Genomic DNA, 24,984 nt, shown 5'->3' on the forward strand with positions numbered 1-24,984 from the left:
TCACACTTCCTCTTCAAAGTTGATGTCGCGTTCCTGGCCCTTTTGCATGGCCTTGCGCAGCCATGGTGCCGGTGTGCCCTTGAGCACTTCCTGCAGCTTGTCGAGGATGTCCAGGATAGGTTCGGCCTGCGCCACCTTGACCGGGTGGATACGGTTGGCCACCACCCGCGCCGCGCCCGAGCCACCGATGGCGGCCACGTACAGGATGGCGCAATCCTTGATGGCCTCGATCTTGGGGGCCAGTTTGTCTTCGTCGCCGTCCTCCTTGAGATCGCCGTCGAAGCTGTGGGTCTGCACGAAGCTGTAGCCATTGGGCCAGACCTCGAACACCGCCAGGTTCTTGGCCCAGCCGAAATGCGCATCCACGCGTTGCAGATCCTGGGTTGCAAATGCCACTTTCATGAGCTTTCTCCTTGAACGGACGTGGCCAGCGCCAGGGCATCGCGCGTGCTCTGCGGCAGCTGCCAGTCATCCGGGGTATGTGCATGGCCTGCGGCCAGCAACAGGTTGCCGATCTCGAAAATCAATCCACGCGTGCCGCGATAGCCGACCGAAAGACAGTGCCCGGCCCCCAGACGGTCGAACATGGGCAAGCCGGCGCGATGGAAGGGAATATGCAGGCGCTCGGCCGCCTGGCGTCCGTGCGAATGTGTTACCAGCAGACCGGCGCTGGCTCGGCGGGCGCCCTGCTCCAGGTCCTCCAGGTCGCCGATCACGACCCGGGCAGCGGGTACGCCATCGAGCACCGGCGAGGTCGTGGTGGTCACGGCACAGCCGATCTCGCAGCCCATTTCGGCCAGCCATGCCGAGAGTGACAGCAACAGGTCCGGCTCGGCACCGATGGCGACCTTGACCCCGCCGAAGAAGAAATGGCCATCCAGCATGGCATCCTGCAACTGGCTGCGCTGACGCCGGTAGCGCGCCGGAATCGGCTGGCCCGACACATATTCCAGATAGGCCAGGAAACGGTCATTGGCCTGCAGGCCGGTGAGCCGGTCGAATACCACATAAGGCACCCCGCCCAACTCCTGCACGGCCTGGGCACTGGCGCGCATCTGTTCGCCGATGGCGATGGTGACGATGGAAGCGCCCAGCGCACGCATGTCAGCCAGGGTGGTGCCGCCCATCGAGGTCGGACTGAAATTGTCGGGAAGATGGCCATCGAGCGAACCGGACACATCCGGCAACACGATCGGTTCCAGTCCGAAGGATTGCACGATGTCGCGCAATTCTTCGATGTCGGCTGGTGTCAGATGGCACCCGGCCAGCAGATTGACCTGCTTGGCGCGCGTCTGGATGCCCGGCTGCGGCTCACCCAGCGCCCGGATCAATGCTTCCACGGCCTTGGCCCAGCCATCCTGGAAGGCGCCCGTATAGTCAGGCGTGGAGACATAGGCCAGCGCGGTATCGGCGAGGTCGGGATGCTTCTGGCGGATCAGTTTGAGATAGGCATTGACGTCATCGCCCTTGGTTTCGGTCAGCCCGGTGGAACAGATGGCGATCAGGTCCGGCTTGGCGCGCAGGCGGATGTTCAAGACCGCCTTTTCGATGTTCTCCATTCCGCCCAGGATGCTGGAGACCTCATTCATGGCGGTGGTCTGCAAGGGAATCGCTTCGCGGAAATGGCGCACCAGCAATACCAGCCCGAAGGAGGTACAACCCTGGGAACCATGCATGACCGGCATACAGCGGTTCATGCCCAGGAAGGCATAGGCCGCGCCCAGCGGCTGGCTCATCTTGAGCGGGTTGACGGCTGCGGCCTTGGAGGAAGTTTCGACGATGGCCATGTCCTTACTCCCAGGGGGCCGGTGCGCGCACCTGCTCCCACACCGGGTTGTACAGGGCGCGATCGATTTCCGAGACCAGCGTGATCATGCCCTCATAGCCGGCATAGGCATGATGGCGCTCCTGGTTGATGTCCAGCCAGGGCATCTTGGCCTTGAGCGCGATGAATTGCGAACGTCCGCCCGAGAGCATGATGTCGGCGCGTGCCTCTTTCAACATGGCATACATCTCGCGCGGCGTCATGTCGTCGATCATGTGGGCTTCATCGCCCATGATTTCCTTGATGCGCTCCTTGTCCTCGCGCGTCGATTTCTTCACGCTGGTGCCGACGATTTCGATGCCGACCTCCTGCAAGGCCGCTACCACTGACCAAGACTTCACACCGCCGGTAATCAACAGCACACGCTTGCCCGCCAGGCGCTTCTTGTAATGCGCCAGACGACTCCAGGCGCGCGCCTCTTCCACCGCGATCAAGGCTTCGGTGCGGTTGGTCAACTCGGCTGGTGCACCCTGCTGCACCAGCAGGCGCGCGATCTGGCGCAACGAATCGGAGACGTCACCGATGCCATAGAAAGACCCTTCAAAGAAGGGAATGCCGTAACGCTCCTCCATCTTGCGCGCCACGTTGATCATGGCCTTGGAACACACCATCATCGATGCCCGGGCGCGGTGCGAAGAGGCAATCTCGCGATAGCGGCCATCGCCGCTGATGCAGGAAAGCACCCGCACGCCCATGGCATCGAGCAAGGGCGTGATCTGCCACAACTCGCCGGACAGGTTGTATTCGCCGATGATGTTGATGTCGTAGGGCGTGGTGAATTCGGGTTCGACCGTCCCGATCACGTAATCGAGCAAGGCTTCGCCGGCCAGCTTGTTGCCCAGGTTCTTGACCCCGGCAAAGCCGGGCGAATTGACCGGAATCACCGGCTTGCCGAATTTGGCGCTGGCGGCCTTGCAGACGGCCTCGATATCGTCGCCGGTCAGGGCGGTGACACAGGTCTGGTAGACGAACACCGCCGGCGGATCATATTTTTCGATGATTTCCTTGACCGCCTTATAAAGCCGCTTTTCACCACCGTAGATGACGTCGATCTCATTGATGTCGGTGGTGAAGCCGGTGCGATAAGTCTGGACACCAGACGAAGCCGCATGGCGGTTATCCCAGGAATTGCCTTCGCAGGCGATCGGACCATGCACCAGGTGGGCCACGTCCACGATGGGCTGCAAGGCGATCTTGGCGCCATCGAAGGCGCAGCCGCCAGCTGCTGCGCCCGGCGCCAGCTGCTTGCTGCAGCCGGCCTTGCGTTGCTTCTCCATCTTGGCCTGGTTCTTCTCGCAGGCTGGTTCTTCGAAGACTTCCTGGATCTTCAGCTTCAAGGCCGTCATGATCGCTCTCCGTGCTTGCCTGGGTTGGTGCCGGGGGACTACGCATTCCGCCAGGCCTTCCTTCTGCCTGGCGGGACGTGCATCGCGCTCAGCGGATGATGTCGTAGGAATAATCGGTCTCGCCGGCCACCACCGTATTGGCATCCAGGGCTTCGAAGTATTCGTCGAGAATCATCACCAGCACCCGCATCGCACCGGCATAACCCCAGATGGGGAAGCGATGGTAGTGATGGCGGTCGAAGACCGGGAACACCAGGCGGATCAGAGGCACGCCGCAGTCGCGCTCCAGGTACTTGCCGTAGGTATTGCCGATCAGGAAGTCCACCGGCTCCGTGAACAGCAGGGAGCGCAGATGCCACAAGTCACGCTTGGGATAGACCTTGCAGTCCTTGCCGAAGGGCGAGGCATCCAGCAGCGCCTGCACCTTGGCAGCCCATTCGGCGTCGCCGTTGGTGGACAGGATGTGGGTCGGCTCGCAGCCCAGCTCCAGCAGGAACTGGGTCATGCCGATCATCATGTCGGGGTCGCCATACAAGGCAAACTTCTTGCCATGCAAGTGCGCCTGCGAATCCGCGATGGCATCCACCAGGCGGCCGCGCTCCAGCTCCAGTTCAGCCGGGATGGGCTGGCCGCTCAGGCGCGACAGTTCCATCAGGAACTGGTCGGTGCCGGCCACGCCCATCGGATGGTTGAGCGTGACCACTTCCTGGCCCTTCTCGGCGATGTACTTGGCGGTCTTGAGCGTGCTGAACTCCTGGAACACCACGGTGGCCTTGGCGTCGAGGGCCTCGATCACTTCCTGCTTGGTGGTGCCGCCGCTGTACATGCGGAACTGACCATCGGTCGGGGTATTCCAGACCTCCGAGGGATCGCACACGATGGTGCCGTCCACGCCCATCAGATTGAAGATGCGCTTGACTTCAGGCAGGTTGCCCACCACGAAGCCATCGAAACCGCCGATGAAATTGATGCGCTCGTTGGGTTTTCTTTCCAGCGCCGGCACGGTACCGGCCTTGCCATCCCAGAAGTGCGTCAGGATGCCTTTCAGAGCATTGTCATAGCCGGTCACGTGGCTGCCGACGAAGGCCGGGGTATGGGCGAACGGCACGTCATATTCCGCCGGCACGCTGCCCTTGTCCTTGGCATTCTTGATGAAGGAGTCGAGGTCGTCACCGATCACCTCGGCCATGCAGGTGGTAGAGACGGCGATCATCTCCGGCTTGTACAGGCTCAGCGCGTTGGCCAGGCCGTCGATCATGTTGTTGAGGCCACCGAAGACGGCGGCGTCTTCGGTCATCGACGACGACACGCAGGAGGTCGGCTCCTTGAAGTGACGCGAGAAGTGCGAGCGGTAATACGCCACGCAGCCCTGCGATCCATGCACGAACGGCAGCGTGTTCTGGAAGCCGACGGCAGCATACACCGCCCCCAGCGGCTGGCAAGCCTTGGCCGGATTGATGGTCAGCGCCTCGCGGGCGAAGTTCTTTTGCTGGTATTCCTTGGTCTTGGTCCATTCGGCCACGTCCTGCACCTTGTCCACCGGAACGGCGAACTCGAACTCTTCTTTCTTGCGGGAGAGCAGTTCGCGGTATTCCGGCTGGCGGAACAGATTCTCGTGATCCAGAACGCTATCGGCGTTTTGCGGCATGATGATACCCCTTCAATTCAACTGATCAAATGATCCAGGCTCGGGTCGGATGGACGACAGGCGTTGGGCACGGTCCTGTGTCCATCCATCCACGAATCGATTCAGCTCAGGCCTTCCACGGTGCCTTGGCCATGCCCCACACCGGGCTGTTGATGGCCATGTCCATGTCGCGGGCGAAGATGGCAAAGCCGTCGTAGCCGTGATACGGGCCCGAGTAATCCCAGGAGTGCATCTGGCGGAACGGCACGCCCATCTTCTGGAAGACGTATTTCTCCTTGATCCCGGAGCCGACCAGATCGGGCTCGATCTTCTCGACGAACTTCTCGAATTCATAGCTGGTCACGTCGTCGTAGATCAGCGTGCCGTCCTCCACGTAGTGGGTGGTGCGCTGGTAGTCGTCGTTGTGGCCGAACTCATAACCGGTACCGACCACCTTCATGCCCAGGTCACCATAGGCATCGATCACGTGGCGCGGGCGCAGGCCACCGACGAACAGCATCACGGTCTTGCCTTCCAGGCGCGGGCGGTACTTGGCGATCACGGCATCGGTGAGGGCCTTGTACTTGGCGATGACACGCTCGGCGCCTTCCTTGATCTTATCGTCGAAGTGGCTGGCAATCTGGCGCAGCGATGTCTCGATCTGGCTAGGGCCAAAGAAGTTGTACTCGACCCAGGGAATGCCGAATTTTTCTTCCATGTGGCGCGAGATGTAATTCATCGAGCGATAGCAGTGCAGCACGTTGAGCTTGGCCTTGGGGGTGTTTTCCATTTCGGCGAGGGTGCCGTCGCCGGACCACTGGGCGATCACGCGCAGGCCGATTTCTTCCAGCAGAATGCGCGAGGACCAGGCATCGCCGCCGATGTTGTAGTCGCCGATGATGGCCACGTCATACGGGGTCGCCACGAACTGGTTCTTGTCCGGGTCCATCTTGTCCAGCACCCATTCCTTGATGGCATCGTTGGCCACGTGGTGCCCCAGCGACTGCGAAACGCCGCGGAAGCCTTCGCAGCGCACCGGCACGATGGTATGGCCGTCGTATTGCTTGGACTTCTTCTTGGAGACCGCTTCGATGTCGTCACCGATGAGGCCGATCGGGCATTCGGATTGCACCGAAATACCCTTGTTGAGCGGGAACAGTTCCTGGATCTCGTCGACGATCTTTTCCAGCTTCTTGTCGCCGCCGAACACGATGTCCTTTTCCTGGAAATCGGACGTGAACTGCATGGTCACGAAACTGTCGATGCCGGTCTTGCCGATGTAGTAGTTGCGGCGCGAGCCCCAGGAGTACTGGCCACAGCCGACCGGACCATGGCTGATGTGGATCATGTCCTTGATCGGCCCCCAGACCACACCCTTGGAACCGGCATAGGCGCAGCCGCGAATGGTCATCACGCCGGGGATCGACTTGATGTTGGATTTGACGTTGCAATCCGACTTGCCCTCTTCCTGGGTGGTCAGATGCTTGGCGCGACGCTTGGCGGTCTTGTCGGGATAGGCCTTGAGGACCTCATTAATCAATTCCGTATTGCGTGCCGTGGTTTCTTCAACTGTGAGGCTCATGGGCCCTCCGATAAAATTAGTCGCGGGGGACATACCCGGTCGTATGCCAGTCCGGTCAACAAACCTGCGCTACCCTTTTTCTTGCGGTCCCGGCCGCCTTCGCTTTGGAAAACAGAGGCTGAAGCAGCCAGGACCTTGCAGCATCAACAGCAGGCAGAAGATGATGCTCAGGCCGCTACTTCGGCCGACTTGCCCACCATCGATTCATCAACGACAGGCATGAGGCCATGCTGCATCAGCAGGTCTTCCAGTTCGTCCATGGTGATCGGGGTGGGGATGGTGCCGTTGCCGGCGTTTTCGTGGATCTTGTTGGCCAGGGTGCGGTATTCGCCAGCCTGCTTGGAATCGGGTGCGTATTCCAGCACGGTCATGCGGCGCAGCTCGGCGTGCTGCACGATGTTGTCGCGCGGCACGAAGTGGATCAGCTTGCTGTTGAGCTTGGCCGCCAGGGCGGTGGCCAGTTCCAGTTCCTTGTCGGTCTTGCGCTCGTTGCAGATCAGGCCGCCCAGGCGCACGCCACCGGAGTTGGCGTACTTCAAAATACCCTTGGAGATGTTGTTGGCGGCGTACATGGCCATCATCTCGCCGGACATCACGATGTAGATTTCCTGCGCCTTGTTTTCGCGGATCGGCATGGCGAAGCCACCACACACCACGTCGCCCAGCACGTCGTAGGACACGTAATCGGTGTCATCATAGGCGCCCTCTTCTTCGAGGAAATTGATCGAGGTGATCACACCGCGGCCAGCGCAGCCCACGCCCGGTTCCGGGCCACCGGACTCGACGCAACGGATGTTCTGGTAGCCGATCTTCATGACGTCTTCCAGCTCCAGATCCTCCACCGAACCGGCATCGGCGGCCAGCGACAGGATGGTGTCCTGGGCCTTGGCGTGCAGGATCAGGCGGGTCGAGTCAGCCTTGGGATCGCAGCCGACGATGAGGATGCGCTGCCCCATCTGGGCCAGCGCGGCCAGGGTATTTTGCGACGTGGTGGACTTGCCGATGCCGCCTTTGCCATAGAAGGCGATTTGTCTGAGTGAGGCCATTTGATTCTCCTAGAAATAAGCGGTGTAGCTCTGGTGTAAGAAATTAAGATGTCGTTCAAAGCAGTTTTGTCATCACACTTGCAGCCGTTGGGGCGCCGCTTCGAAACTTTTATTGGTCTTCGTCTCAAGTCACGCATTCGGCAAAACATCGTCGGTGCACACCCCTCTTTGCAAATGCCGTGCCACCATAAAAAAATCATCTCAAGTTATTGATTTTATTGGCGAAATCAGCATTTCGCGCAACCTCTCAACCCACTTCTTTCTGGTGTTACAAACCGCACAAACGGCACCTGGTCTGTAGGGAACGATACAAGCCCGCGCCCCTGACACAACCGTGTACCAAACCACCCTGTTGATCCCCTCTCGGCCCGCTGGCCCGCAGCCACGGGCCTTGTCGCACCCTGCCGAAGACAAGCAGAAGCGGCTCGCCGATAACGGGAACGATGTTTGCTATCGGGATGAAAGGCAGGGCAAAAAAGACTGCGCCAGGCGGCTGGCCCGGTCAGCGATCCACTCACGCAAGGAGCAAACCATGCAAATCGGTGTAGACAGCCAGCGCGCGGTCGACAACAAGCGGGTCTTCATCGTCGACTGTGATGAAGTCAGCGGATTGGCGCTGCAGTTCATGCTCGCCGACGAGTGCGAGGCGCACCTGCTGGCGGATGTCGAGAGTGCCTTGCACAAGGGGCGGGACTGGCCGCCCGACCTGCTCTTGCTGGGCCAGGGCAATCTCGCCAAGGAAGGCATGGAGGTGCTGACCCAGTTGCGCCAGCAACATCCGGCCTTGAAGATCGTGGTGGTGTGCGACAGCGCCGAGGACAGCCATGTCCGCCAAGCACTGGCGCAAGGTGCCAACTCCACCCTGCTGCGCCCGCTCACGCTGGAGTCCGTGCGCCGCAAGGTCGATGCCCAGTTGGGCCGACGTACGCCCTTGGGCCTGGGCATCGCGGTGACGGTGGTGTAAGGCCATGTGCGCGACCCGCGTCCCCTTGAAGCTGCCGCATCGGGAAGTTCCGATGCCGGGTGCATCGAAGTCTGCGCCCCTGGCCAATCCGCATTACCAGCAGATCGGCGGCGAGCCGGTCGTGCGGCAACTGGTCGACCGTTTCTACGCCCTGATGGAGCAGCTGCCCCAGGCGGCCGTGGTACGCGCCATGCATCCGGCCGACCTGGCGCCGGCCAGGCAGCGCCTGTTCATGTTCCTCTCCGGTTGGCTGGGCGGCCCGCCGCTGTATGCCGAGGCCTTCGGCCATCCGCGCCTGCGCCATGCGCATGCGGGCTTTGCCATCGATGCTGCCGCACGTGATGCGTGGATGGCCTGCATGAACCAGGCACTACAAGAACTGGTACCCGACGAGGTGTTGCGGCAGCAACTGGGTGCCGCATTTTTCAAGACTGCCGATTTTCTGTGCAACCAATAAGGAAACTTCATGAGCACTCTCGCAAATACCCCCCTGGCCGATCTGGACAATGATGGCCGTCTGCTGAGCCCGGTCTTCAAGGGCCCGACCAAGCGCAATGGACGCGTCGCCTTCCGTGGCGAAATCGCGCTCAAGTACCAGGCCAGCCTGGCCGACGAAAAGCGCCCCCCGGAAATCAAGTTCGACCAGGTGATGACGGTGGCCGACGTAGGTGCCACCACCATTCCCTTCCTGGCCGGCATGGCGCCTTCGCTGGAACACATCAAGCTGCTGTGCGAAGTGCTGGGGGACAAGCTGGCCGCCGATGGCAAATACTTCTTCTTTGCCTGCAACCTGGACATTTCGCTGCGGTTCCAGATTCCTTATGGCGGTGCCACCTTCTATGTGATGCCGCTGGACGAATCGACGGTCTATAACGAGCTGCTGGAATTGTTCCGCATCGAGCGTGGCGATCTCAAGAAACTCGACACCGCCGAAAAGATCCTGGCGGTGGCCGACGGTGCCCTGCGCTTCAAGGGCAACTTCGAGGAGATCAGCTTCCAGCGTGGCCTGGAGGTGATGGGGCCGATCAAGATCAAGGAAAACCGCCCGGTATGACGCCACAGGGTCGGGCGGTAGCCAGACATCAGGAATGCTGCCCCACCCTGCGCTGACGCCCCCACAACACCAGCGAGCCGACCATGCCACTTTTCGACTTTCTCTGTACCGCCTGCGACACCCATTTTGAAAAACTGGTCCGCGCCGACGACACGCCAGCCTGCCCGAGCTGCGGCAGCCATGCGGTGCTGCGGCAGGTATCGGCGCCGCAGGCACCGGGCAAGAGCGCCGGCATCCTGCAGCGCGCCCGCGCGCAAGCCGCCCGCGAGGGACACTTCAGCAATTACCGTCCATCGGAACTGCGCAACAAACTGAAGTGAGCCATCACACCGGCAGCCCCAGTTGGGCACACAACAGGGCGGAGAAGTCCGCCGTTGCCATAGGCAGCACCTCGATGCCATGTTCCTCGACGAAGCGCTGTTCATTGCGCGATGGCGTCTCCGCCAGCACCGCCCAATGCCGCGCCGACGAGCGCTTGGTGATCTGGTGCGCAAAACTGCGCTGCAACTGATCGTTGAAGCGGCAGCCGATGAACAGGAAATGACGGCCGTGCCGCAGTGCCTGCACGTGCGCCGGAATCGGCGTCTGGATGTCGATCTCGGTGAGCACTTCGACGAAATCGGAGTCCGACACGAGATAGTTGGCCGCTGGCGCATGCGCGCCGATGGGCTGATACAGCAAGATGTTCCAACTCGGCGCGATGCTCTCCTGAACCGCCTGGCCGGTGCCATCGTAATACTGATACCAGTTACCGAAGTGCTCGGACTGCGACAACCCCTGCACCTGTCCCCAGTCATCCCGCCCGCTGGCCAGCATGGCGCTGCGCATGGCATCGTCATACCAGAGCGCGACGATCATCGGGATCTCCGGTATGCCGGCCAGCACCTGCTGTAGCGGCAACGGCGGCAGAGCGGCAGAGAACGCCCCCTGCATCAGTTGCACCAGGCTCTTGCGATGCTTGAAGTTCTCAATGAATTGCGCGGTGGCCGTAAGCCGGTTGCGGATCTTGTGCGGCACCGTGACCTGAGCGGACAGCAGCGCCGCCAGTTTTTCCTGTGAATCCGGCAGCGGGCAATCCGGCACCTGCGTCAGCAAGCCCGGCCCCAGGTAAGGAATGAGCTCTCCCTTGGCGAGTGCATCGAACAGGTCTTGACAGGTGTCCTCAATGGTAGGCATGGCGATTGCTCCTCGGCGCAGGTGTTAAGGCAGGTTCAGCGCCCGGAGGCGAAATTGAGCAATTCGAGGGTGACGTCTTCCTCGCCCACGATCACCTGGCAGGCCAGGCGCGATTTGGAACCGACGCCCACGATGCTGTCGAGCTTGGCGTTTTCAGCCGGGGTGGTACGCGAGATGCTCTTGCGGCCTTCCAGCACGAAGATGTGGCAGGCGCCGCACTCGGCCTTGCCCTGGCACTTGTTGGCAATGGCTTCGCCAGCCTTCATCACGGCGGCCAGTAGCGTGGTGCCGATGCTCACCTCGATGGTCTTGCCGGAGGGTTGGATGGTAACGACGGGCATGGTAAGGACTCCTTTGTGGTGGATGAGGTCAATAAAAATGCGAAACGGCATGCGCTCCGCTCAGTAGATCGCCGCCCCCGCGCCGACATTGCTGGAGGCATCCTTGGCCGCCTGCACGATGAAGTGCACTTCGTCGGTATTGAGGTGCCCGTGCAAGGGCAAGGCAATGCAGCGGTCGGCGATCTTCTCGGTCAGCAACAGATCTCCGCGCTTGCAGCCAAAACGGCTGTAGTAGAACTGCTGGTGCAGCGGCTGGCACCAGGCGGCGGCTTCGACTTCCTGGCTGGCCAGGTCTTCGATGATCTGATTGCGCATGGTGCGGGTAAAGCGTGTGCCGAGGTGAACCAGGTACAACATCCAGTACACCTCCTCGACGTCGGGGCCGATATAGGGTGGCTTGATGCCCTCGAAGAATTGCACGTGCTCCAGGTAGTAGGCCTCGACCTGCTTGCGCCGCATCAGGATTTCATCGAGCCGCTCCAGCTGGGCAATGCCGATGGCTGCGCTCAGATCGCTCATCGAGGCCTGCATCGGCACGCGGCTGGCCACAGCAATGGACTGGCGATCGGCCAGGTTGCGGTTGCGCATGTAATGCAATTCACTGGCCAGCTCTGGATCATCGGTCACCAGCATGGCACCTTCGCCGCAGCACAGGGCCGAGGGCTGCGAAAAATCGAAGATGGCAATGTCACCGAAGTTGCCCACCACGCGGCCCTGGTAACGAGAACCGATGGCTTCGGTGGAATCCTCGATCAGGCGCAGGCCATGCGCCTGTGCCAGCTGGCGGAACTCGGCCCAGGCGGCCGGATGGCCGTTGCAATTTCCCACCACGATGGCACGCGTGCGCTGGCTGATCTTGTCGGCCACCTTGTGCGGCGCCAGATTGCCGCTCCAGTAGTCGATGTCGGCAAACACCGGGGTGGCACCGACCAGCGTAATGGCGTGGACGATCTGATGCCAGGAGTACGCGGAGGCAATCACCTCATCGCCGGCGCGAATGCCCATGGCACGCAAGGCCAGCATCAGCGCCACCGTACCACTGGCGGCGGTCACGCCATAGGTACGGCCGAGATAGGAGGCGAATTCGTTTTCGAAGGATTCGACCACGGGGCCGGCGGACAGGCCCGACGACACCAGCACCCGTGTGACGGCTTCCAGCTCGCGGGTGCTGACGTCGGGGTCCGACAATTTGATCCATTCCTGTTCCATGTGATGCACTCCTCCGGGTATTGGCTCAACTCAGGACAAACGGGCGATCACCACGCCACTGGCCTCATCCGGGCCATCGACCACACGCCAGCAATGGGCATCGGTATCAACCAGAAACAAGGCATAGCTGTGCCCGCGCCAGTAAGGCGATTCGCCACGCATGTCTTCCTGGTCGCAACGGCTGCACACCAGGCCCGGCAAGGCGCTGCGCAGGGCCGCCAGGGCGTTGACCTGGGTGGCATCCTGCAGCACGTCCTGGACGGTGGCCAATTGCTGGGGCGACAGGCTCATTGCATCAACTCCTTATTCGCCCAGACGGCGTGCATCAATGGTCACCGGCAATACGGTGGCCGCATCCATCACCGGCAACACCAACTGCCAGCCATTGGCCAGAGTGACGTGGCCGCCCCACATGTCGGGCTTTTCCATCGCCACGATGGGTTCTTCCAGGTCTTTCTTGGGCACATAGGCCGACAGCAAGCCTGCCGAGTTCTTGCGGATCATTACTTTCACGTTGGGCTCCTGATGGGTTGGTCCGGTAAGACTGCCTAGGCCGCTCTTGCCTGCAAGGGCTGGACGATCTGCAACAAGGCCGCCAGCACCGCATCGATCTCGTCCTCGCGGGTATCGCGGGAGAGCGAAAAACGTATCGTCGCCGCGGCCTGCTCGCTGGACATGCCCATGGCCATCAACACGTGGGAAGGCATGTCGCCGCTGGCCGTGCAGGCCGAGCCGCTGGAGGCGCAGATGCCCAGGCGATCCAGACGGTCCAGCACCCGCTCGGCATGGACCTGGCCGAAACGTACGCTGACTGTATTGGGCAGACGCGCTGCGCCCGCGCCATTGATCTGTACCTGTGGCAGGCATGCCAGGCCACGCTCGAAGCGCTGGCGCAATGCGCTCACCGCCAGCATCCGTGGCAACGCGGCACGCGCCTGATCCGCTGCCACGCCCAGCCCGACGATGCCCGCCACGTCCTCGGTACCGCCGCGCCGGCCGCGTTCCTGATGGCCGAACAGCAAGGGCGGCAACTTGATCCCCTTGCGCACGTACAGGGCGCCGATTCCCTTGGGTCCATGCAGCTTGTGCGCCGACAAGGACAGCAGATCCACGCCCATGGCCGTCACATCGCATGGAACACGGCCCATTGCCTGCACTGCGTCGGTATGGAACAGCACACCGCGCTGGCGCGCCAGTTCGGCCGCCTGAGCTATCGGAAACACCACGCCGGTTTCATTGTTGGCCCACATCAGACTGACCAGGGCGGTATCCGGCGTGATGGCTGCCGCTAGTTCATCGAGTTGCAGCTGTCCATGCTCATCCACGGCGATCCAGCTGATGCGCACGCCCTGCGTCTGCAGATGCCGTAGCAGCAACAAGGTGGAAGGATGTTCGACCAGGCTGCTCACGATATGGCGCCGCTGCGGCTGCAGAGCCAACGCACCCAGGATGGCCATGTGATTGGCTTCGGTGGCGCCACTGGTGAACACCAGTTCGGCCGCCGACGCAGCGAGCAAGGCTGCTACCTCCGCGCGGGCACTGTTCATGCGCTGGCGTGCAGCGTCGCCGACCCGGTGCTTGCTTGAGGGATTGCCCCAGGCTTCATCCTGGCAGGCCTGCATGGCCGCCAGCACTTCCGGTGTGGGCCGGGTGGTGGCGTTGTTGTCGAGATAGATGGTGGTATCCATGGGCGCCACCCTCATTGCCAGAACAACCTTGCGGTGTCCCGGTTGATGCAATCCATCAAGACCTGCAGGCTGCGTTCGAGCATGAAGAATTCCCAGCCGCCTTCCGTGTGATCCTTGCGGAAGAGCTTCCATACCCCCATCCCGGCGTCATATTCCAGCAACGCGATATCGACCATGCCGCCCTCGGCATCGATATTGCGCGAACAACAGGGACTCTGGATCAGGTAGCCGCTTGCCGTCATCTCCACGCGCGGCACGACATACAGGTAGCGTGCGCGCTTCTGCAACATGCGTTCGATACGCCGCAGATCCAGTTCATTGGGCTGCCAACTGCGGATGCCACCTGCGGTGGACATGCCATTGGCCTGGGCGATGATCTGGTTCATGCCGGCTCCAGCAAAACGATTTCTTCTTCCAGACAACCCACTACACGGTTGCCGGGAAACTCCACCAGATACACCGGGATGGTGGACTCTTCATGCATGCCCACCTGCACTACTTCGCCCGGGGTTCCCTGCGCCACCAGCAAGGCCTCGGCCTCGCAGTCCGGGTAGGAGCCATCGTTGAACAGGTCGATGCTGGCTTGCACCCGCTGTCCCCAGGCATATCTGGCCACGCGTGGTTCGATCATGTTGCCGCTCCTTGGATTCAGGCTGCCCGCCCGGACGTGACGGGCTGGTCGAGCGATTGCAGCTCGCGCCCTTTCATGCCGACCCGGTAACCGTGTTCGACGAATTCGATGCCGTAGATGTAGAACTGCTGCAAGAAGGTGCCGATACTGGTCACATAGCCGATGTCGCCCTTCTTGACCAGGATGTCGCCGATCTCCCGGCCCGCGAAGGTGCCGTCGTTGCGGATGGTCTTGGTACTCCTGACCTTCTCGCCATAGCTGAATTGCGGCGGCCCGTCCAGTTCGACCCGGCCATCATCACGGTTGATCTTCATGGTCCCAGCTCCTGTTGCTATGTCATCGTGGTTCCGGCCAATCCGCTGCGCTGGCGTGCCAGGGTGCGCACGGCCTCGTCTTCATCGTCCGCCAGCAAGCCCAGATGCGTTGCATCGATACGTTCTGCCACGCTGTAGCGCACGCGCCAATCCGGGTCATGGCACAAGGCCACCAGCTGCGCCGGAGCCAGGCGCTGCGCCACCACCGTGCGCACCGCGGCGTCTTCATCTTTGGCCATCGCGTTGAGCAGCGCCGATCCCACCCTTGCTGCCACTACCCGGCGCACCTCGCGATCTTCATCGTGCAACATGCGTACCAGCCATTGCGGCTCGATACGCTGCGCCACGATCAGACGTACGCCATAATCACCATCGCCCATCATCTGGTGCAGCTGCTCGACATGCAGCCTCCGCGCCACCTGGATACGGACCTCGCGATCTGGATCCTGCCGCAACATCAGCAACTGACGCTGCTGCAGGCGCTGCGCCACACTCCAGCGCACCGTGGCATCCGGGTCATCGATCATGCGTGGCAAATAAAACACTTCCACGTGCTTGGCCGCCACCGCCCTCACCTCGAAATAGGGATGGCTCAGGAATTCCTTGGCCAGCGCCGGATTCCACGTAAAGAAACGGTCGATGCGCCGTGCATAACGGTCATGCACACAGGCCTTGGCCAGTTCACACCGCGTGGCGGGGCGGCCCATCTGCGCGCAATCGGCACACGACAATGCCTGACCCTGCCAATCGGTCGCCGCGAAGGGCTCCGTATCCAATTGCTCAAGCCTTGCGCCGGATGCTGGAGATCGACACTGCAGCCGTGGCCGGCGGCGTAGAGCCATGCGTCCCGCAACTCGCAGCCGGCGCATTCGGATTGCGGAAGGTCAGCCCGGATTCACTCAGGGTGTCGGCAAAATCGATGGTCACGCCCTCCAGCAGCAGCCGGCTTTCGGCAGGCAGGAAGACTGCCAGGCCGTTGCAATCGAAGCTGACGTCGCCCGGCGTGGGCTGCGCCTGGACCGAGAACTCCGAACTCAGCCCGGAACAACCGCCTTCGCTCACCTTGAGCCGAAAGCCGGATTGGACCGAACCGCCATTGAAGCGCACCATGCGGCGCATGAATTTTTCGGCAGCGGGCGTGATGGTGATGTTCATCGTTCCTCCTTACGCTTGGTAACGCGGCTGGGCATTGTCGATGACGCAGGTGCCATCGACCGGGCACACAGCCACGCATTGCGGTTCATCGAAATGTCCCATGCATTCTGTACATTTCTTGGGATCGATCACGAAGATCCCGTTCTTTTCGCGAATCGCCACGTTCGGGCATTCGGGCTCGCAGGCGGAACACCCTGTGCATTGCGAGGCAACGATCTTGTAGGCCATGCTTTTTCTCCTTGCGTGAAACTGATTGGCTGCTTACGCTGCGGCGGACGTCGACTGCACGGAGGTATAAGCCCCCTGACGGATATCGGCGTCGCCCCGAGGCCGATGCTCGATCTGTCCGCTGCGCACGCGTTCCAGGTAATCCATGAAGTAGGCGATGACGGATTGCTCGATGAATTCATGGGCATACCGGTCCACCGGCTCGATGCCCACCTTCTGCAGATCATCCTTGGGACAGCCGCCGATCTTGGCCACCAGCACCGCATGGCAGTCGTTGATGGCGCGGATGACGGTCTCCAGTGCATCCTCCTCGCCATAGCCGCCCTGGCAGTACTGGTCCACGCGCCGGTGTCCGACGAACTTGCTGCCGGCGCTGCTGACTTCATAGATCTGGAATTCGCTGACGTGTCCGAAGTGCTCGTTGACGCGTCCCTGCCCCTTGGTCGCCACCGCCACCAGCAAGGACAGGCCGCTCTGGTCTGCCATCTGTGCCAGCTCCTGCTGCTCGGCGGCCTTGGCAGCCGACTTGGCCTGGCGCTCCTGTTCCACCAGCTCCTGGTAGGCCTTGCGGGTGGCACCGTCATAGGCCACTTCCATGGCCTCGATCTTCTCGGTGGTGAATTCGGCGCTGCGATCCTCACCCAGCAGCCCCACCGCATCGGCGCGGCACTGGCGGCAGTGGCGCATCATGTTCATCTCGCCTTCACAGGCATCCTGCAAGGCCTTGAGCTCCTGGGCGCTGGGGCCGCGCTGGCCGTTCAGGCCAAACACGGTGCCATGCTCGGGCGCTGAAATGAGCGGCATGATGTTGTGCAGGAAGGCGCCGCGTGACTTGACCGCGCGATTGACTTCCACCAGATGCTGGTCATTGATGCCCGGGATCATCACCGAGTTGACCTTGCAGAGGATGCCGCGGGCAGTGAGCATCTCCAATCCCAGCATCTGCCGTTCGTGCAGGATGCGGGCCGCGTCGATACCGGTCCAACGCTTGTTCTGGTAATAGATCCAGGGATAGATGTGCTGCCCGATCTCGGGATCGACCATGTTGATGGTGATGGTGACGTGATCGACGTTGAAAGCTGCAATGGTGTCGATATGGTCAGGCAAGGCCAGGCCATTGGTCGACAGGCACAGCTTGATATCGGGCGCGGTCTGCGAGATCAGCTCGAAAGTCTTGAAGGTCTTGGCCGGATTGGCCAGCGGGTCGCCAGGACCGGCAATGCCCAGCACCGTCATCTGGGGAATGGTCGATGCCACCGCAAAGACCTTCTTGGCCGCCTGCTCGGGCGTGAGCTTTTCGCTGACCACGCCCGGACGCGACTCGTTGGCGCAATCGTATTTCCGATTGCAGTAGTTGCACTGGATGTTACAGGCCGGTGCCACCGCCACGTGCATACGCGCATAGTGGTGATGGGCCTCTTCGCTGTAGCACGGATGGTTCTTGACCTTTTCCCAAACCTCGGGTGCCATGTCGGCGGGACCATCGGATGAACCGCAACTGGCCTTGCCGCCTTCACTGCTGGTGCCACAGCCTTTGTGTTCGGCTACTTTGTCCAGCAAGGTGCCTAGCGATTTGATGTCCTGGATACCGACGTATTGTGTGGGCTGCATGGATAGTCCCTTTCAGGAAAGTGATGCCTGGGCCTTCTCCTGATGACATAGCCAAAATCGTGCCAGAAAAAATACTCAATCAATTCAAAGACATAGCGTCAAATTGCGTCACACGGCGATGTGAGGATAGCGACAATCGGCGATACATTGTGGGTGACGCTTGTCATGAACACGACAATGCAGCACGGGCCGGCGCATGCAATTGACCGGGCCGCAATGAGCCTGACGCTGTGGAGGAGGGAGAAGGAGAATGAGAGGACGTGCCAGCCGGCGAATCCATCAACACAACCAGCTGGCACAACGCCCAAGAGACCTCGCACGCAAGGCGAGGACGGCAATGAGAAAAAGACTTTGGATCTGGCAGCGTATTACGTCACGCTCGCAGACGTGTTTCAGAACTTCTTGACCTCGATATTGAATTTCTGCAGCGCATAGCCCATCTGGCGCGGCGAGATGTTGAGTGCGCGGGCTGCCTTGGCCTGCACCCAGCCACATTGCTCCATGGCCCAGATAAGACGTTCGCGTTCGGAAGTCGGGGGCGTGGCGGCCAGTGGCTTGTCCTTGACCATCCCACTCGGCGAAGATGGCAACGTATGCGCGGATATACGCTCCAGCGGCACGACCACGACCGGTTGCTGCTGGCCGGGTTCATGCAAGACCTTGGTCAGGCATTTGTTCTGCTGACAGGAGAAATGCACCTCGGTGATCAGATCGCCGCGCATCATGGTGGCAGTGCGCTCGACACAATTTTCCAGTTCCCGTACATTGCCCGGCCAGTAGCAATTAATCATGACCTTCATGGCCTGCGGTGACATGGCCACCATGGCACGCTGGTTCTCGACACGGAATTTTTCCAGGAAGTGTTCCACCAGGTAGGGAATATCCTCGCGCCGTTCGCGCAGCGGCGGAATGAAGATGCTGACCACATTGATGCGGTAATACAGGTCGGCCCGGAACTCGCCCTTGGCCACGGCTTTCTCCAGGTCGCGGTTGGTGGCAGTGACCAGACGCACGTCCACCTTGATGGAGCGCGAGCCGCCGACCCGTTCGAATTCACGCTCCTGCAAGACCCGCAGCAGCTTGGCCTGGAAGGCAGGCGAGATCTCGCCGATCTCGTCGAGGAACAAGGTGCCGCCATGGGCGAGTTCGAAACGCCCCTTGCGTTCGCCCTGGGCGCCAGTGAAGGCGCCCTTCTCGTGGCCGAACAATTCGGATTCCAGCAAGGTTTCCGACAAGGCCGCACAGTTGACCTTGATGAAGGGCCCATCCTTGCGCGGGCTGAGGTAATGGATGGCGCGTGCGATGACTTCCTTGCCAGTGCCGCTCTCGCCGCGCAACAGCATGGTCGAGCGCGAGGGGGCGGACTGGTGGACCTGGGCAAACACTTCCTGCATCGCCTTGGAAATGCCGATCACGTTATCTAGCTTGTACTTGCCCTGCAATTGTCGGGACAACTGACGCTTTTCCTCTTGCAGCTGCTGGCGCTCGGCCGCTACGCTGCGATACAGCCGGACGGTTTGTCCGATCAGGTTGGCCACCATGGTCAGCAGGCGTACCTCATGGTCGACACTGCGCGAGGGCGATTGTCCATCCCGAAACACGCACAATACACCCAGCATTTCACGGGCAGCCTTGATCGGTACGCCGACAAAGGAAAGGACTTCCCCGTCTTGCGACTGGCGCGGGCTGGTGCGAGCCAGGAACAGCGGCTCTTGGGCCAAGTCGCGCACCACGATGGGAGTTTCGGTCTGGAAGATCTTGCCGGTGATACCCTCGCCAACCCGGTATCTGCCACTCTGGAATTCTTCGTAACTTAGGCCGATGGCGCTGACCAGTTGCAATTCGCCGGAGTCCTGCATCAGACTCAGCAATACCCGTTTCGTTTCCAGGTGGGCGGAGAGGACGTTCAGAACTTCGCGCAAGGTCTTGGATAGATCCAGCGATGAACCCAATATCTTGCTGATCTCGTAAATCGTTACGAGTTCTAAATTCACACTGCGGTCGTCGAGAATAGTGGCCATCTGACTCTCCAAACGTGAATACTGGAACCCCATGCACTGCATGAGAGCGCTAGCCCTGCTTTGTTGCTCTGTCGTGAGATCCGAGATAATGAAAAACGACAGAAAAAGCGCCGTGTAATTACCGAATAGTTACCTTGCTGGTCAAGCAAACTTCATGCCCAAGCAGATGCATGAATCGATCTCGCCAAGCAACCCCACACAATGCCGGCTTTGCTCGATGTCGCCTTGGCGGGTTGACGACAATGGTGTCGTCTTTGTCGGATTTACGACAATCATCGCCACTGGCGCAGCAATCAGAAATCATCGCTATCCCATTGATTTAAAAGAAAAATATTGTATGGCATGGTTTTGGCTATTCATACCTACATCGGCCGGTCACCGGCCAAGCGAAACGACAAAGCAAAGCAAGCCGTTAGCCCAGCCAGCGTTATGTAGCGAGATATACAGACCTCCAACATCCACCATCGCCCACTATGAATGTGCCTTCGACTTCCGAACCCGGTGCACCACGTGCGTGCTGGGCGCCCTGCTCCCAGGCATGTTATCTGACTCTGAACTGGCCGATCGCCGGCCCGGCGATGGCGCGCGGCACGCAACAGGTGATATGTGAGCCGCCACAATTACCTCAACCTGCGCACCGTCTGCTGGCGCTGTGTGATGAATCCGGCTTGCGCAAACTGGTGCTGCATCATATGCGGCGCCTGCGCCATTCCCCGCTGTTCGCACGTTCGCACAATTGTTTTGATTGCGTCAGCTCGCGCATCGCCGACTTCGTGGTCGAGTCATGTGGCGGCCCGCTCTACTACAGCCAACGCCATGCCCATCTGCAAGCAGGCGCGGGCTTGCCGTTGTTATTGGACGAGGCTGGGCGCGAACTGTGGCTGGTACAGCTTTGGCATACCTTTGACGATATCGGTTTTCCGCCCGCGCTGCGGGCCGACTTCTGGGCCTGGGCCGAACCCTTGTCGATTCATCTGCTGGTACGTCATGCGCGCGTCGAACCGCCGCGGCGCTACCCCTATGAGCTGGTACGCAGCTGGTTTCACTCGCCCGCCACCGATATGTTGCCGCCGATAGCCGACCTGATCCGGCCATCGGGAAGGTCCGAACCATGAACGGTTACATAAGACATCGCATATCCCGCACCGGCTTCTTGATAAGGCCGGCCTGAGTGATGCCCAACTCTTTTTTCCGTGAACCTGCCATGCCGGATCGCCAGCAACGCTACGGTGTCTTCCTCAACGTCGAAAATCCCCACGGCAATGCGCGCGATGCGCTGTTGCAGACCGTCGATCATGCCATCGTGGCAGAGGCCCTGGGCTATCACGATGTCTGGGTCGCCGAGCACCATTACAGCAGCTTTGCCATCGGCAGCGCCTTGATGGTGCTGCTGGCCCAGATCGCCGCACGCACTTCGCGCATCCGCCTCGGTACGGGCGCTTCGTTGCTGGCGCTCAATGATCCCTTGCGGGTTGCCGAGGACGTCGCCACGCTGGACCTGCTCAGCAACGGCCGGATGGAATTCGGCGTGGCACGCGGCGGCCCGTTTCCCGAGCAATATCGTCACGCCGGATTGAGCGGTGCCGATCAGGCGCGCGCACGCATGATTGAAGCGCTGGACGTCATCCAGCGCGCATGGCAAGGCGTGCCATTCAGTACCGAGGGACGATTTTTTCACTACGACAGAGTGCAGTTGCAACCGCAGCCGCTGCAATGTCCCATCCCGGTATGGCTGGCCAGCATGAGCGAAGATTCGCTTGATCTGGCCGCACGCCAGGATTACGGATTGATGGTCACACCCTCCGCCGATCTTGAGCAGGTGGTCACGCGGGTGGCAGCACAGCGTGCGCAGCGCGGTCAATTCCCGTTTGCCATCGCCCGCTTTTTCCATTGCGAACCCGAGGCGCACAAGGCTCTTGCCCACGGTCTGGCAGGTGTGCGTGCGTATCCGCGCATGATGCAAGTGCAATTCGCGCCCGGTGGCACCCCGCCCATGTTCCAGACCGATGCCTCCGATCAGGTCATCCTGGTCAATGCCATCATCGGCGACCCGGCGCAATGCGTGGCACGAATTGGCCAGCTGCAAAAACAACTGGGGCCGCATCGCCTGCTGCTCAAGCCTGCCAGCCATGATCCCCAGCAAGCGCGCGCAGCCCTGAGCTTGCTGGCGGGCGCGCTGGGACTGCAGCCATCGGCAAGGACATGAGTACCTTGCCTGCCACCGATACCACCTTGTTGAGCAGCGAACTGAAACTGGTGCAGCGCCTGGACCAGCGCTTCTTTGCCCTGCTCGACGCCATCGCGCAAACCGGCTCGATCAATCGCGCGGCCAGTACGGCGGGCTACAGCTACAAGGGCGCATGGATGCTGCTGGAGTCAGCTGGCAACCTGGTCAATGGCGCATTGATCGAAACCGTCACCGGCGGCAAAGGCGGCGGCGGCACCCGGCTCACTCCCGCTGCGGTGGAACTGCTGGCCGTGTGGCGCGAACTGCAACGGCGCAATCTCGAATTCCTGCATCGGCAGGAGACATGGCTTAATCAACTGCCAGCCTTGGCTGGCCTGCTCAGGAGAATGTCAATGAAAACCAGCGCACGTAATCAATTCGCCGGCGTCATCAGTGCGATCGATACCGGCCCTGTCACTACCCAAGTCACCGTCACCATCGCCGGCGCGCAAGAGATCGTGGCCACCATGACTACGACCGCCGCCAACCGGCTCAAGATCAAGATCGGCGGCAATGCGATTGCACTGATCAAGTCGTCGGCGGTGGTGCTGGTCACCGATTTTGCCGGCTTTGCCCTCTCGGCACGCAATCAGTTCGAAGGCACGGTCTCACGCGTGGAGCGTGGCACGGTATCGTCGCTGGTGGTGTTGACCTTGCCTGGTGGCGCCTGTATGACCGCCAGTCTGACCAATGACGCCATCGATGCGCTATCGCTGACCGTGGGCCAGGGCGCCACCGCTGTTTTCAAGGCGTATGCAGTGATGGTGGCCGTTCAGCAAGATTGATTACCGCTGCTCCTGTAATGCATTTGCCAGTTACAAGATGACTTCGAAAACCAGTACGCCCCGATGTTGGCGCCAGTGCGATCACTTTTACTTCACCGGCAGGCGATGATAAGAGACACCCTCAAAGGGCTAATGATTTGTCCCTTCACGGGACGGGGCTGCGTTTTGCCACCAAGGCATCGCGTTGATTGATCAGCTTCATTGCCTTCTCTGTCGTATTGATCAGCTTTGCATACAAGTGAAGTTGGGCTGACGATCTTTGGCAGGTCGAAACAGATTCGCTTTTGAGTGCGTCGTGAGTAGCTTTGATCTGAGCAGCATTGAGATCCCTCTCCAACAGATCGCTCTGAAGTGCGATATGTTCGATATCTTGAACATGTGGGGGCATGAGCCTGCGCCATTCATACATCAACACCAAAAGTTTTCCGCACTCTTGCTTCGCCTGAAATAGTAGTGACAGCTGTTTTTGGTCACGCGCTCTATCCAAGCTTGGAGAAATGTCATAGGTGTCGCTTTTGGTGAAATCCCTGAATGCCTCCCAAACATAGTCGTAGGTGGTACTTTGACCAAATTGCTGCAGAAGACTTGATCCGGCTTTGAAAGACTCTCCGGGGAGTTCGGTTGGATTCCCGTTGCGCATGAGTTCGGCCAATTTTTTTCCTGCACCGGCAGATAGCATGCTTCCAATTGCACTGATGGCGACGTTTCGAATGGCATCTTTGGTCTGCACCGAAAAATCTCGCCATGATCGCTGTGGATCGAAAGAGTGTTTGATGCGCCCTCCCATTTCCCACATGACATCTTTTGCATAGTTGGGAAAGGAAGCCGCATCTCGCCAGGAAACTGCGGGCCTGTTCGGCTGGGGGATTGTCAGCTTGAAAAGATTGAGCGTTTGCGTTCCACCGATCAAGTTATCTGATTGTACTTGCGACATCCACGGCATGGCCTTGCTCATTCCAATCGTAAAGTTGGCAACACCCCCAGCGCTGGTCGCCAGCACCGAGGTACCGAACAACGGCAGCGGAGACTTCAATAGTTGCGCGGTCGAAAGGGTGCGCCGAGCGGTATTGAAGGCGCCGCTGAGCCCGGGCCGGAACCAGGACAGCATACCCTTCCCTTCAATATTGCCCTGCCATCGAACCCAGGACGCTCTTAGTTCAGCGGCTTGGTCTTTCAGCATCGTCAGTGTCGGGTCGGTATCGTGCGGCAGGCTGGGATCCGTGTCATCCTTGCCCATTTCCGCATGGCCGCCGTATTGATCGGAGGCTGGACACCAATATTCCTTCGTACCATTGACCAGTCGCAATTGCACCGGACCAGGATCGGGCGCTAGCAGATGCATGTCCACTGGCTCCAGCTTGGCCAAATTTGAGAGATGGGCGCGTCTATCCATTGCCTGCAATAGCCAGGCTTCCGTCAAGTAGGCGCTAACGCCTCCTACGGCGCCGCCCGCCATGGTTGCACTAAACTCATTATTCAGCTCGCCAATATTTTGACCAGCTTCATTTTTGCGCGGGCCAACTATAGTGACGGTAGCATTGCGGATCGGGCCTCGCGCAGCGGCAAAGATAAACTGGCGAACGCCGTCATAAAGAGCAGGCAATAAAGCCTCCTTTACCGGCGCGCGCATGTCCACACCGAAGACATAGGCTGGGCCGAAAGCTTGCTGGCGGGCTTTGACGAGTTGCGCCGCCCAGTCAACAAAGACCTGCTCCAGTTGTCTCTGTTTCTCATGATAGGGCTGATCTTCAGCGGCGCGAGAGGACCAGGGAATGTTATCGAGCGCGACCTGCACCAGGGTCTGCTCGGAGATGTCGATGCTTATTTCACTCACCCGATTTTCTGAAGCACCTGTGTTCTCGGGGGCGATTTCGTCGCGTAAGCGCTTACTTGTGGAGCTTTCCCCAACCTGGGGGACGCGAGAAGGAGCAACCGGTAAAAGTTCAGTCACCGGGAGAGAGCTTGGTGAAGCGGAAGGCGACGACTTGACTTCTTCTATCTCGTCTGCCGCTTGGAGATTTACTGAGTCATGGCCTGCTGCGATTGGAATCCTCATGGGTAACATTCAATCCTTCTATTCTTTGCTAGGTGTATTAAATTAAAAATCGAAATGACGATGAATTTTCATGAGCCGTTATGCATAGGCTGTCACAG

29 protein-coding genes are annotated in these 24,984 nt (G+C 60.3%); 8 read left to right on the plus strand and 21 right to left on the minus strand.

Translation table 11 applies throughout. The features are described 5' to 3' along the window. The 6 genes from nifX to nifH form a co-directional block, all read right to left on the minus strand. Window positions 1-402 carry a nitrogen fixation protein NifX gene (nifX, locus tag RC54_RS12745; protein WP_006463095.1) on the minus strand — a complete coding sequence of 134 codons (402 nt, stop codon included), beginning with the start codon at window positions 400-402 and terminating at the stop codon, window positions 1-3. Beyond that, the gene (gene nifN, locus RC54_RS12750) at window positions 399-1,787 is read right to left on the minus strand and encodes a nitrogenase iron-molybdenum cofactor biosynthesis protein NifN (protein ID WP_058895554.1); all 1,389 of its coding nucleotides are present in this window, start codon (window positions 1,785-1,787) and stop codon (window positions 399-401) included. Before nifN ends, nifX begins: the two co-directional genes overlap by 4 nt. 4 nt (window positions 1,788-1,791) lie before the next feature. Continuing rightward, window positions 1,792-3,171, minus strand: a complete 1,380-nt coding sequence (nifE, locus tag RC54_RS12755; RefSeq protein ID WP_058895555.1) for a nitrogenase iron-molybdenum cofactor biosynthesis protein NifE — start codon at window positions 3,169-3,171, stop codon at window positions 1,792-1,794. 88 nt (window positions 3,172-3,259) lie between these two features. After that, complete coding sequence (nifK, locus tag RC54_RS12760) at window positions 3,260-4,819, minus strand: nitrogenase molybdenum-iron protein subunit beta (protein WP_058895556.1); 1,560 nt, start codon at window positions 4,817-4,819, stop codon at window positions 3,260-3,262. 106 nt (window positions 4,820-4,925) lie between these two features. After that, window positions 4,926-6,380: a nitrogenase molybdenum-iron protein alpha chain gene (nifD, locus tag RC54_RS12765; RefSeq protein WP_006463091.1), complete on the minus strand. Its 1,455-nt coding sequence runs from the start codon at window positions 6,378-6,380 to the stop codon at window positions 4,926-4,928. A gap of 167 nt (window positions 6,381-6,547) precedes the next feature. Continuing rightward, window positions 6,548-7,426: a nitrogenase iron protein gene (gene nifH / locus RC54_RS12770; protein WP_013234820.1), complete on the minus strand. Its 879-nt coding sequence runs from the start codon at window positions 7,424-7,426 to the stop codon at window positions 6,548-6,550. 532 nt (window positions 7,427-7,958) lie between these two features. On the opposite strand from nifH, the gene RC54_RS12775 reads away from it, so the two are divergent. The 4 genes from RC54_RS12775 (at window position 7,959) to RC54_RS12790 (ending at window position 9,764) form a co-directional block, all read left to right on the plus strand. Continuing rightward, complete coding sequence (locus RC54_RS12775; protein ID WP_061789578.1) at window positions 7,959-8,390, plus strand: response regulator; 432 nt, start codon at window positions 7,959-7,961, stop codon at window positions 8,388-8,390. 52 nt (window positions 8,391-8,442) lie between these two features. Then, window positions 8,443-8,847, plus strand: coding sequence for a group II truncated hemoglobin (locus RC54_RS12780; protein ID WP_061789577.1), 405 nt, complete (start codon window positions 8,443-8,445; stop codon window positions 8,845-8,847). Between the two features lie 9 nt (window positions 8,848-8,856). After that, window positions 8,857-9,444 carry a hypothetical protein gene (locus RC54_RS12785; protein ID WP_058895559.1) on the plus strand — a complete coding sequence of 196 codons (588 nt, stop codon included), beginning with the start codon at window positions 8,857-8,859 and terminating at the stop codon, window positions 9,442-9,444. An 83-nt stretch (window positions 9,445-9,527) separates the two neighbouring features. Continuing rightward, the gene (locus RC54_RS12790; RefSeq protein ID WP_058895560.1) at window positions 9,528-9,764 is read left to right on the plus strand and encodes an FmdB family zinc ribbon protein; all 237 of its coding nucleotides are present in this window, start codon (window positions 9,528-9,530) and stop codon (window positions 9,762-9,764) included. 4 nt (window positions 9,765-9,768) lie between these two features. On the opposite strand, the gene RC54_RS12795 is transcribed toward RC54_RS12790, so the two are convergent. The 14 genes from RC54_RS12795 to nifA form a co-directional block, all read right to left on the minus strand. After that, the gene (locus tag RC54_RS12795) at window positions 9,769-10,620 is read right to left on the minus strand and encodes an SIR2 family protein (protein ID WP_061789576.1); all 852 of its coding nucleotides are present in this window, start codon (window positions 10,618-10,620) and stop codon (window positions 9,769-9,771) included. Window positions 10,621-10,655: 35 nt separating this feature from the next. Next, entirely contained in the window at window positions 10,656-10,961 is a 306-nt protein-coding gene (locus RC54_RS12800) for a 2Fe-2S iron-sulfur cluster-binding protein (RefSeq protein WP_061789575.1), read from the minus strand. A 60-nt stretch (window positions 10,962-11,021) separates the two neighbouring features. Continuing rightward, on the minus strand, window positions 11,022-12,170 hold the full coding sequence (locus RC54_RS12805; RefSeq protein ID WP_058895562.1) for a DegT/DnrJ/EryC1/StrS family aminotransferase: 1,149 nt from the start codon (window positions 12,168-12,170) through the stop codon (window positions 11,022-11,024). 30 nt (window positions 12,171-12,200) lie between these two features. After that, a complete protein-coding gene (locus RC54_RS12810; RefSeq protein ID WP_061789574.1) occupies window positions 12,201-12,461 on the minus strand; it encodes a hypothetical protein in 261 nt (86 codons plus the stop codon). A 12-nt stretch (window positions 12,462-12,473) separates the two neighbouring features. After that, window positions 12,474-12,683, minus strand: a complete 210-nt coding sequence (gene nifT, locus RC54_RS12815; protein ID WP_026052155.1) for a putative nitrogen fixation protein NifT — start codon at window positions 12,681-12,683, stop codon at window positions 12,474-12,476. A gap of 35 nt (window positions 12,684-12,718) precedes the next feature. After that, window positions 12,719-13,858: a cysteine desulfurase family protein gene (locus RC54_RS12820; RefSeq protein WP_061789573.1), complete on the minus strand. Its 1,140-nt coding sequence runs from the start codon at window positions 13,856-13,858 to the stop codon at window positions 12,719-12,721. 11 nt (window positions 13,859-13,869) lie between these two features. Next, window positions 13,870-14,244 (minus strand): DUF3024 domain-containing protein, encoded by a 375-nt coding sequence (locus RC54_RS12825; protein WP_061789572.1) that lies wholly within the window; start codon window positions 14,242-14,244, stop codon window positions 13,870-13,872. Next, a complete protein-coding gene (locus RC54_RS12830) occupies window positions 14,241-14,489 on the minus strand; it encodes a nitrogen fixation protein NifZ (protein WP_006463078.1) in 249 nt (82 codons plus the stop codon). Before RC54_RS12830 ends, RC54_RS12825 begins: the two co-directional genes overlap by 4 nt. A 17-nt stretch (window positions 14,490-14,506) precedes the next feature. Further along, on the minus strand, window positions 14,507-14,803 hold the full coding sequence (locus RC54_RS12835) for a nitrogen fixation protein NifZ (RefSeq protein WP_061789571.1): 297 nt from the start codon (window positions 14,801-14,803) through the stop codon (window positions 14,507-14,509). Between the two features lie 17 nt (window positions 14,804-14,820). Further along, a complete protein-coding gene (locus RC54_RS12840; protein ID WP_061789570.1) occupies window positions 14,821-15,579 on the minus strand; it encodes a 4Fe4S-binding leucine-rich repeat protein in 759 nt (252 codons plus the stop codon). Window positions 15,580-15,583: 4 nt separating this feature from the next. Next, window positions 15,584-15,958: a HesB/IscA family protein gene (locus RC54_RS12845; RefSeq protein WP_061789569.1), complete on the minus strand. Its 375-nt coding sequence runs from the start codon at window positions 15,956-15,958 to the stop codon at window positions 15,584-15,586. A 9-nt stretch (window positions 15,959-15,967) separates the two neighbouring features. After that, window positions 15,968-16,186 carry a 4Fe-4S binding protein gene (locus RC54_RS12850; RefSeq protein ID WP_013234835.1) on the minus strand — a complete coding sequence of 73 codons (219 nt, stop codon included), beginning with the start codon at window positions 16,184-16,186 and terminating at the stop codon, window positions 15,968-15,970. Between the two features lie 33 nt (window positions 16,187-16,219). Beyond that, complete coding sequence (gene nifB, locus RC54_RS12855) at window positions 16,220-17,797, minus strand: nitrogenase cofactor biosynthesis protein NifB (protein ID WP_006463072.1); 1,578 nt, start codon at window positions 17,795-17,797, stop codon at window positions 16,220-16,222. A gap of 392 nt (window positions 17,798-18,189) precedes the next feature. Continuing rightward, window positions 18,190-19,818 carry a nif-specific transcriptional activator NifA gene (nifA, locus tag RC54_RS12860; RefSeq protein WP_058895567.1) on the minus strand — a complete coding sequence of 543 codons (1,629 nt, stop codon included), beginning with the start codon at window positions 19,816-19,818 and terminating at the stop codon, window positions 18,190-18,192. A gap of 154 nt (window positions 19,819-19,972) precedes the next feature. On the opposite strand from nifA, the gene RC54_RS25740 reads away from it, so the two are divergent. The 4 genes from RC54_RS25740 to RC54_RS12875 all read left to right on the plus strand — a co-directional run bounded on the left by RC54_RS25740 (window position 19,973) and on the right by RC54_RS12875 (window position 22,830). After that, window positions 19,973-20,428, plus strand: coding sequence for a hypothetical protein (locus RC54_RS25740; RefSeq protein ID WP_156481290.1), 456 nt, complete (start codon window positions 19,973-19,975; stop codon window positions 20,426-20,428). 58 nt (window positions 20,429-20,486) lie between these two features. Next, window positions 20,487-20,933, plus strand: a complete 447-nt coding sequence (locus RC54_RS12865; RefSeq protein ID WP_061789568.1) for a globin family protein — start codon at window positions 20,487-20,489, stop codon at window positions 20,931-20,933. A gap of 89 nt (window positions 20,934-21,022) precedes the next feature. Next, window positions 21,023-22,024, plus strand: coding sequence for an LLM class flavin-dependent oxidoreductase (locus RC54_RS12870; RefSeq protein ID WP_061789635.1), 1,002 nt, complete (start codon window positions 21,023-21,025; stop codon window positions 22,022-22,024). Beyond that, a complete protein-coding gene (locus tag RC54_RS12875) occupies window positions 22,021-22,830 on the plus strand; it encodes a TOBE domain-containing protein (protein WP_061789567.1) in 810 nt (269 codons plus the stop codon). The genes RC54_RS12870 and RC54_RS12875 overlap by 4 nt, the downstream gene beginning before the upstream one ends. Before the next feature lie 145 nt (window positions 22,831-22,975). Here the strand turns inward: RC54_RS12875 and xopF2 are convergent, their stop codons facing one another. Then, entirely contained in the window at window positions 22,976-24,886 is a 1,911-nt protein-coding gene (gene xopF2 / locus RC54_RS12880; RefSeq protein WP_156481289.1) for a type III secretion system effector XopF2, read from the minus strand. Window positions 24,887-24,984 lie beyond the last annotated feature (98 nt).

Origin of the sequence: Herbaspirillum rubrisubalbicans (assembly GCF_003719195.1) — a bacterium.
Lineage (GTDB): Bacteria > Pseudomonadota > Gammaproteobacteria > Burkholderiales > Burkholderiaceae_D > Herbaspirillum > Herbaspirillum rubrisubalbicans.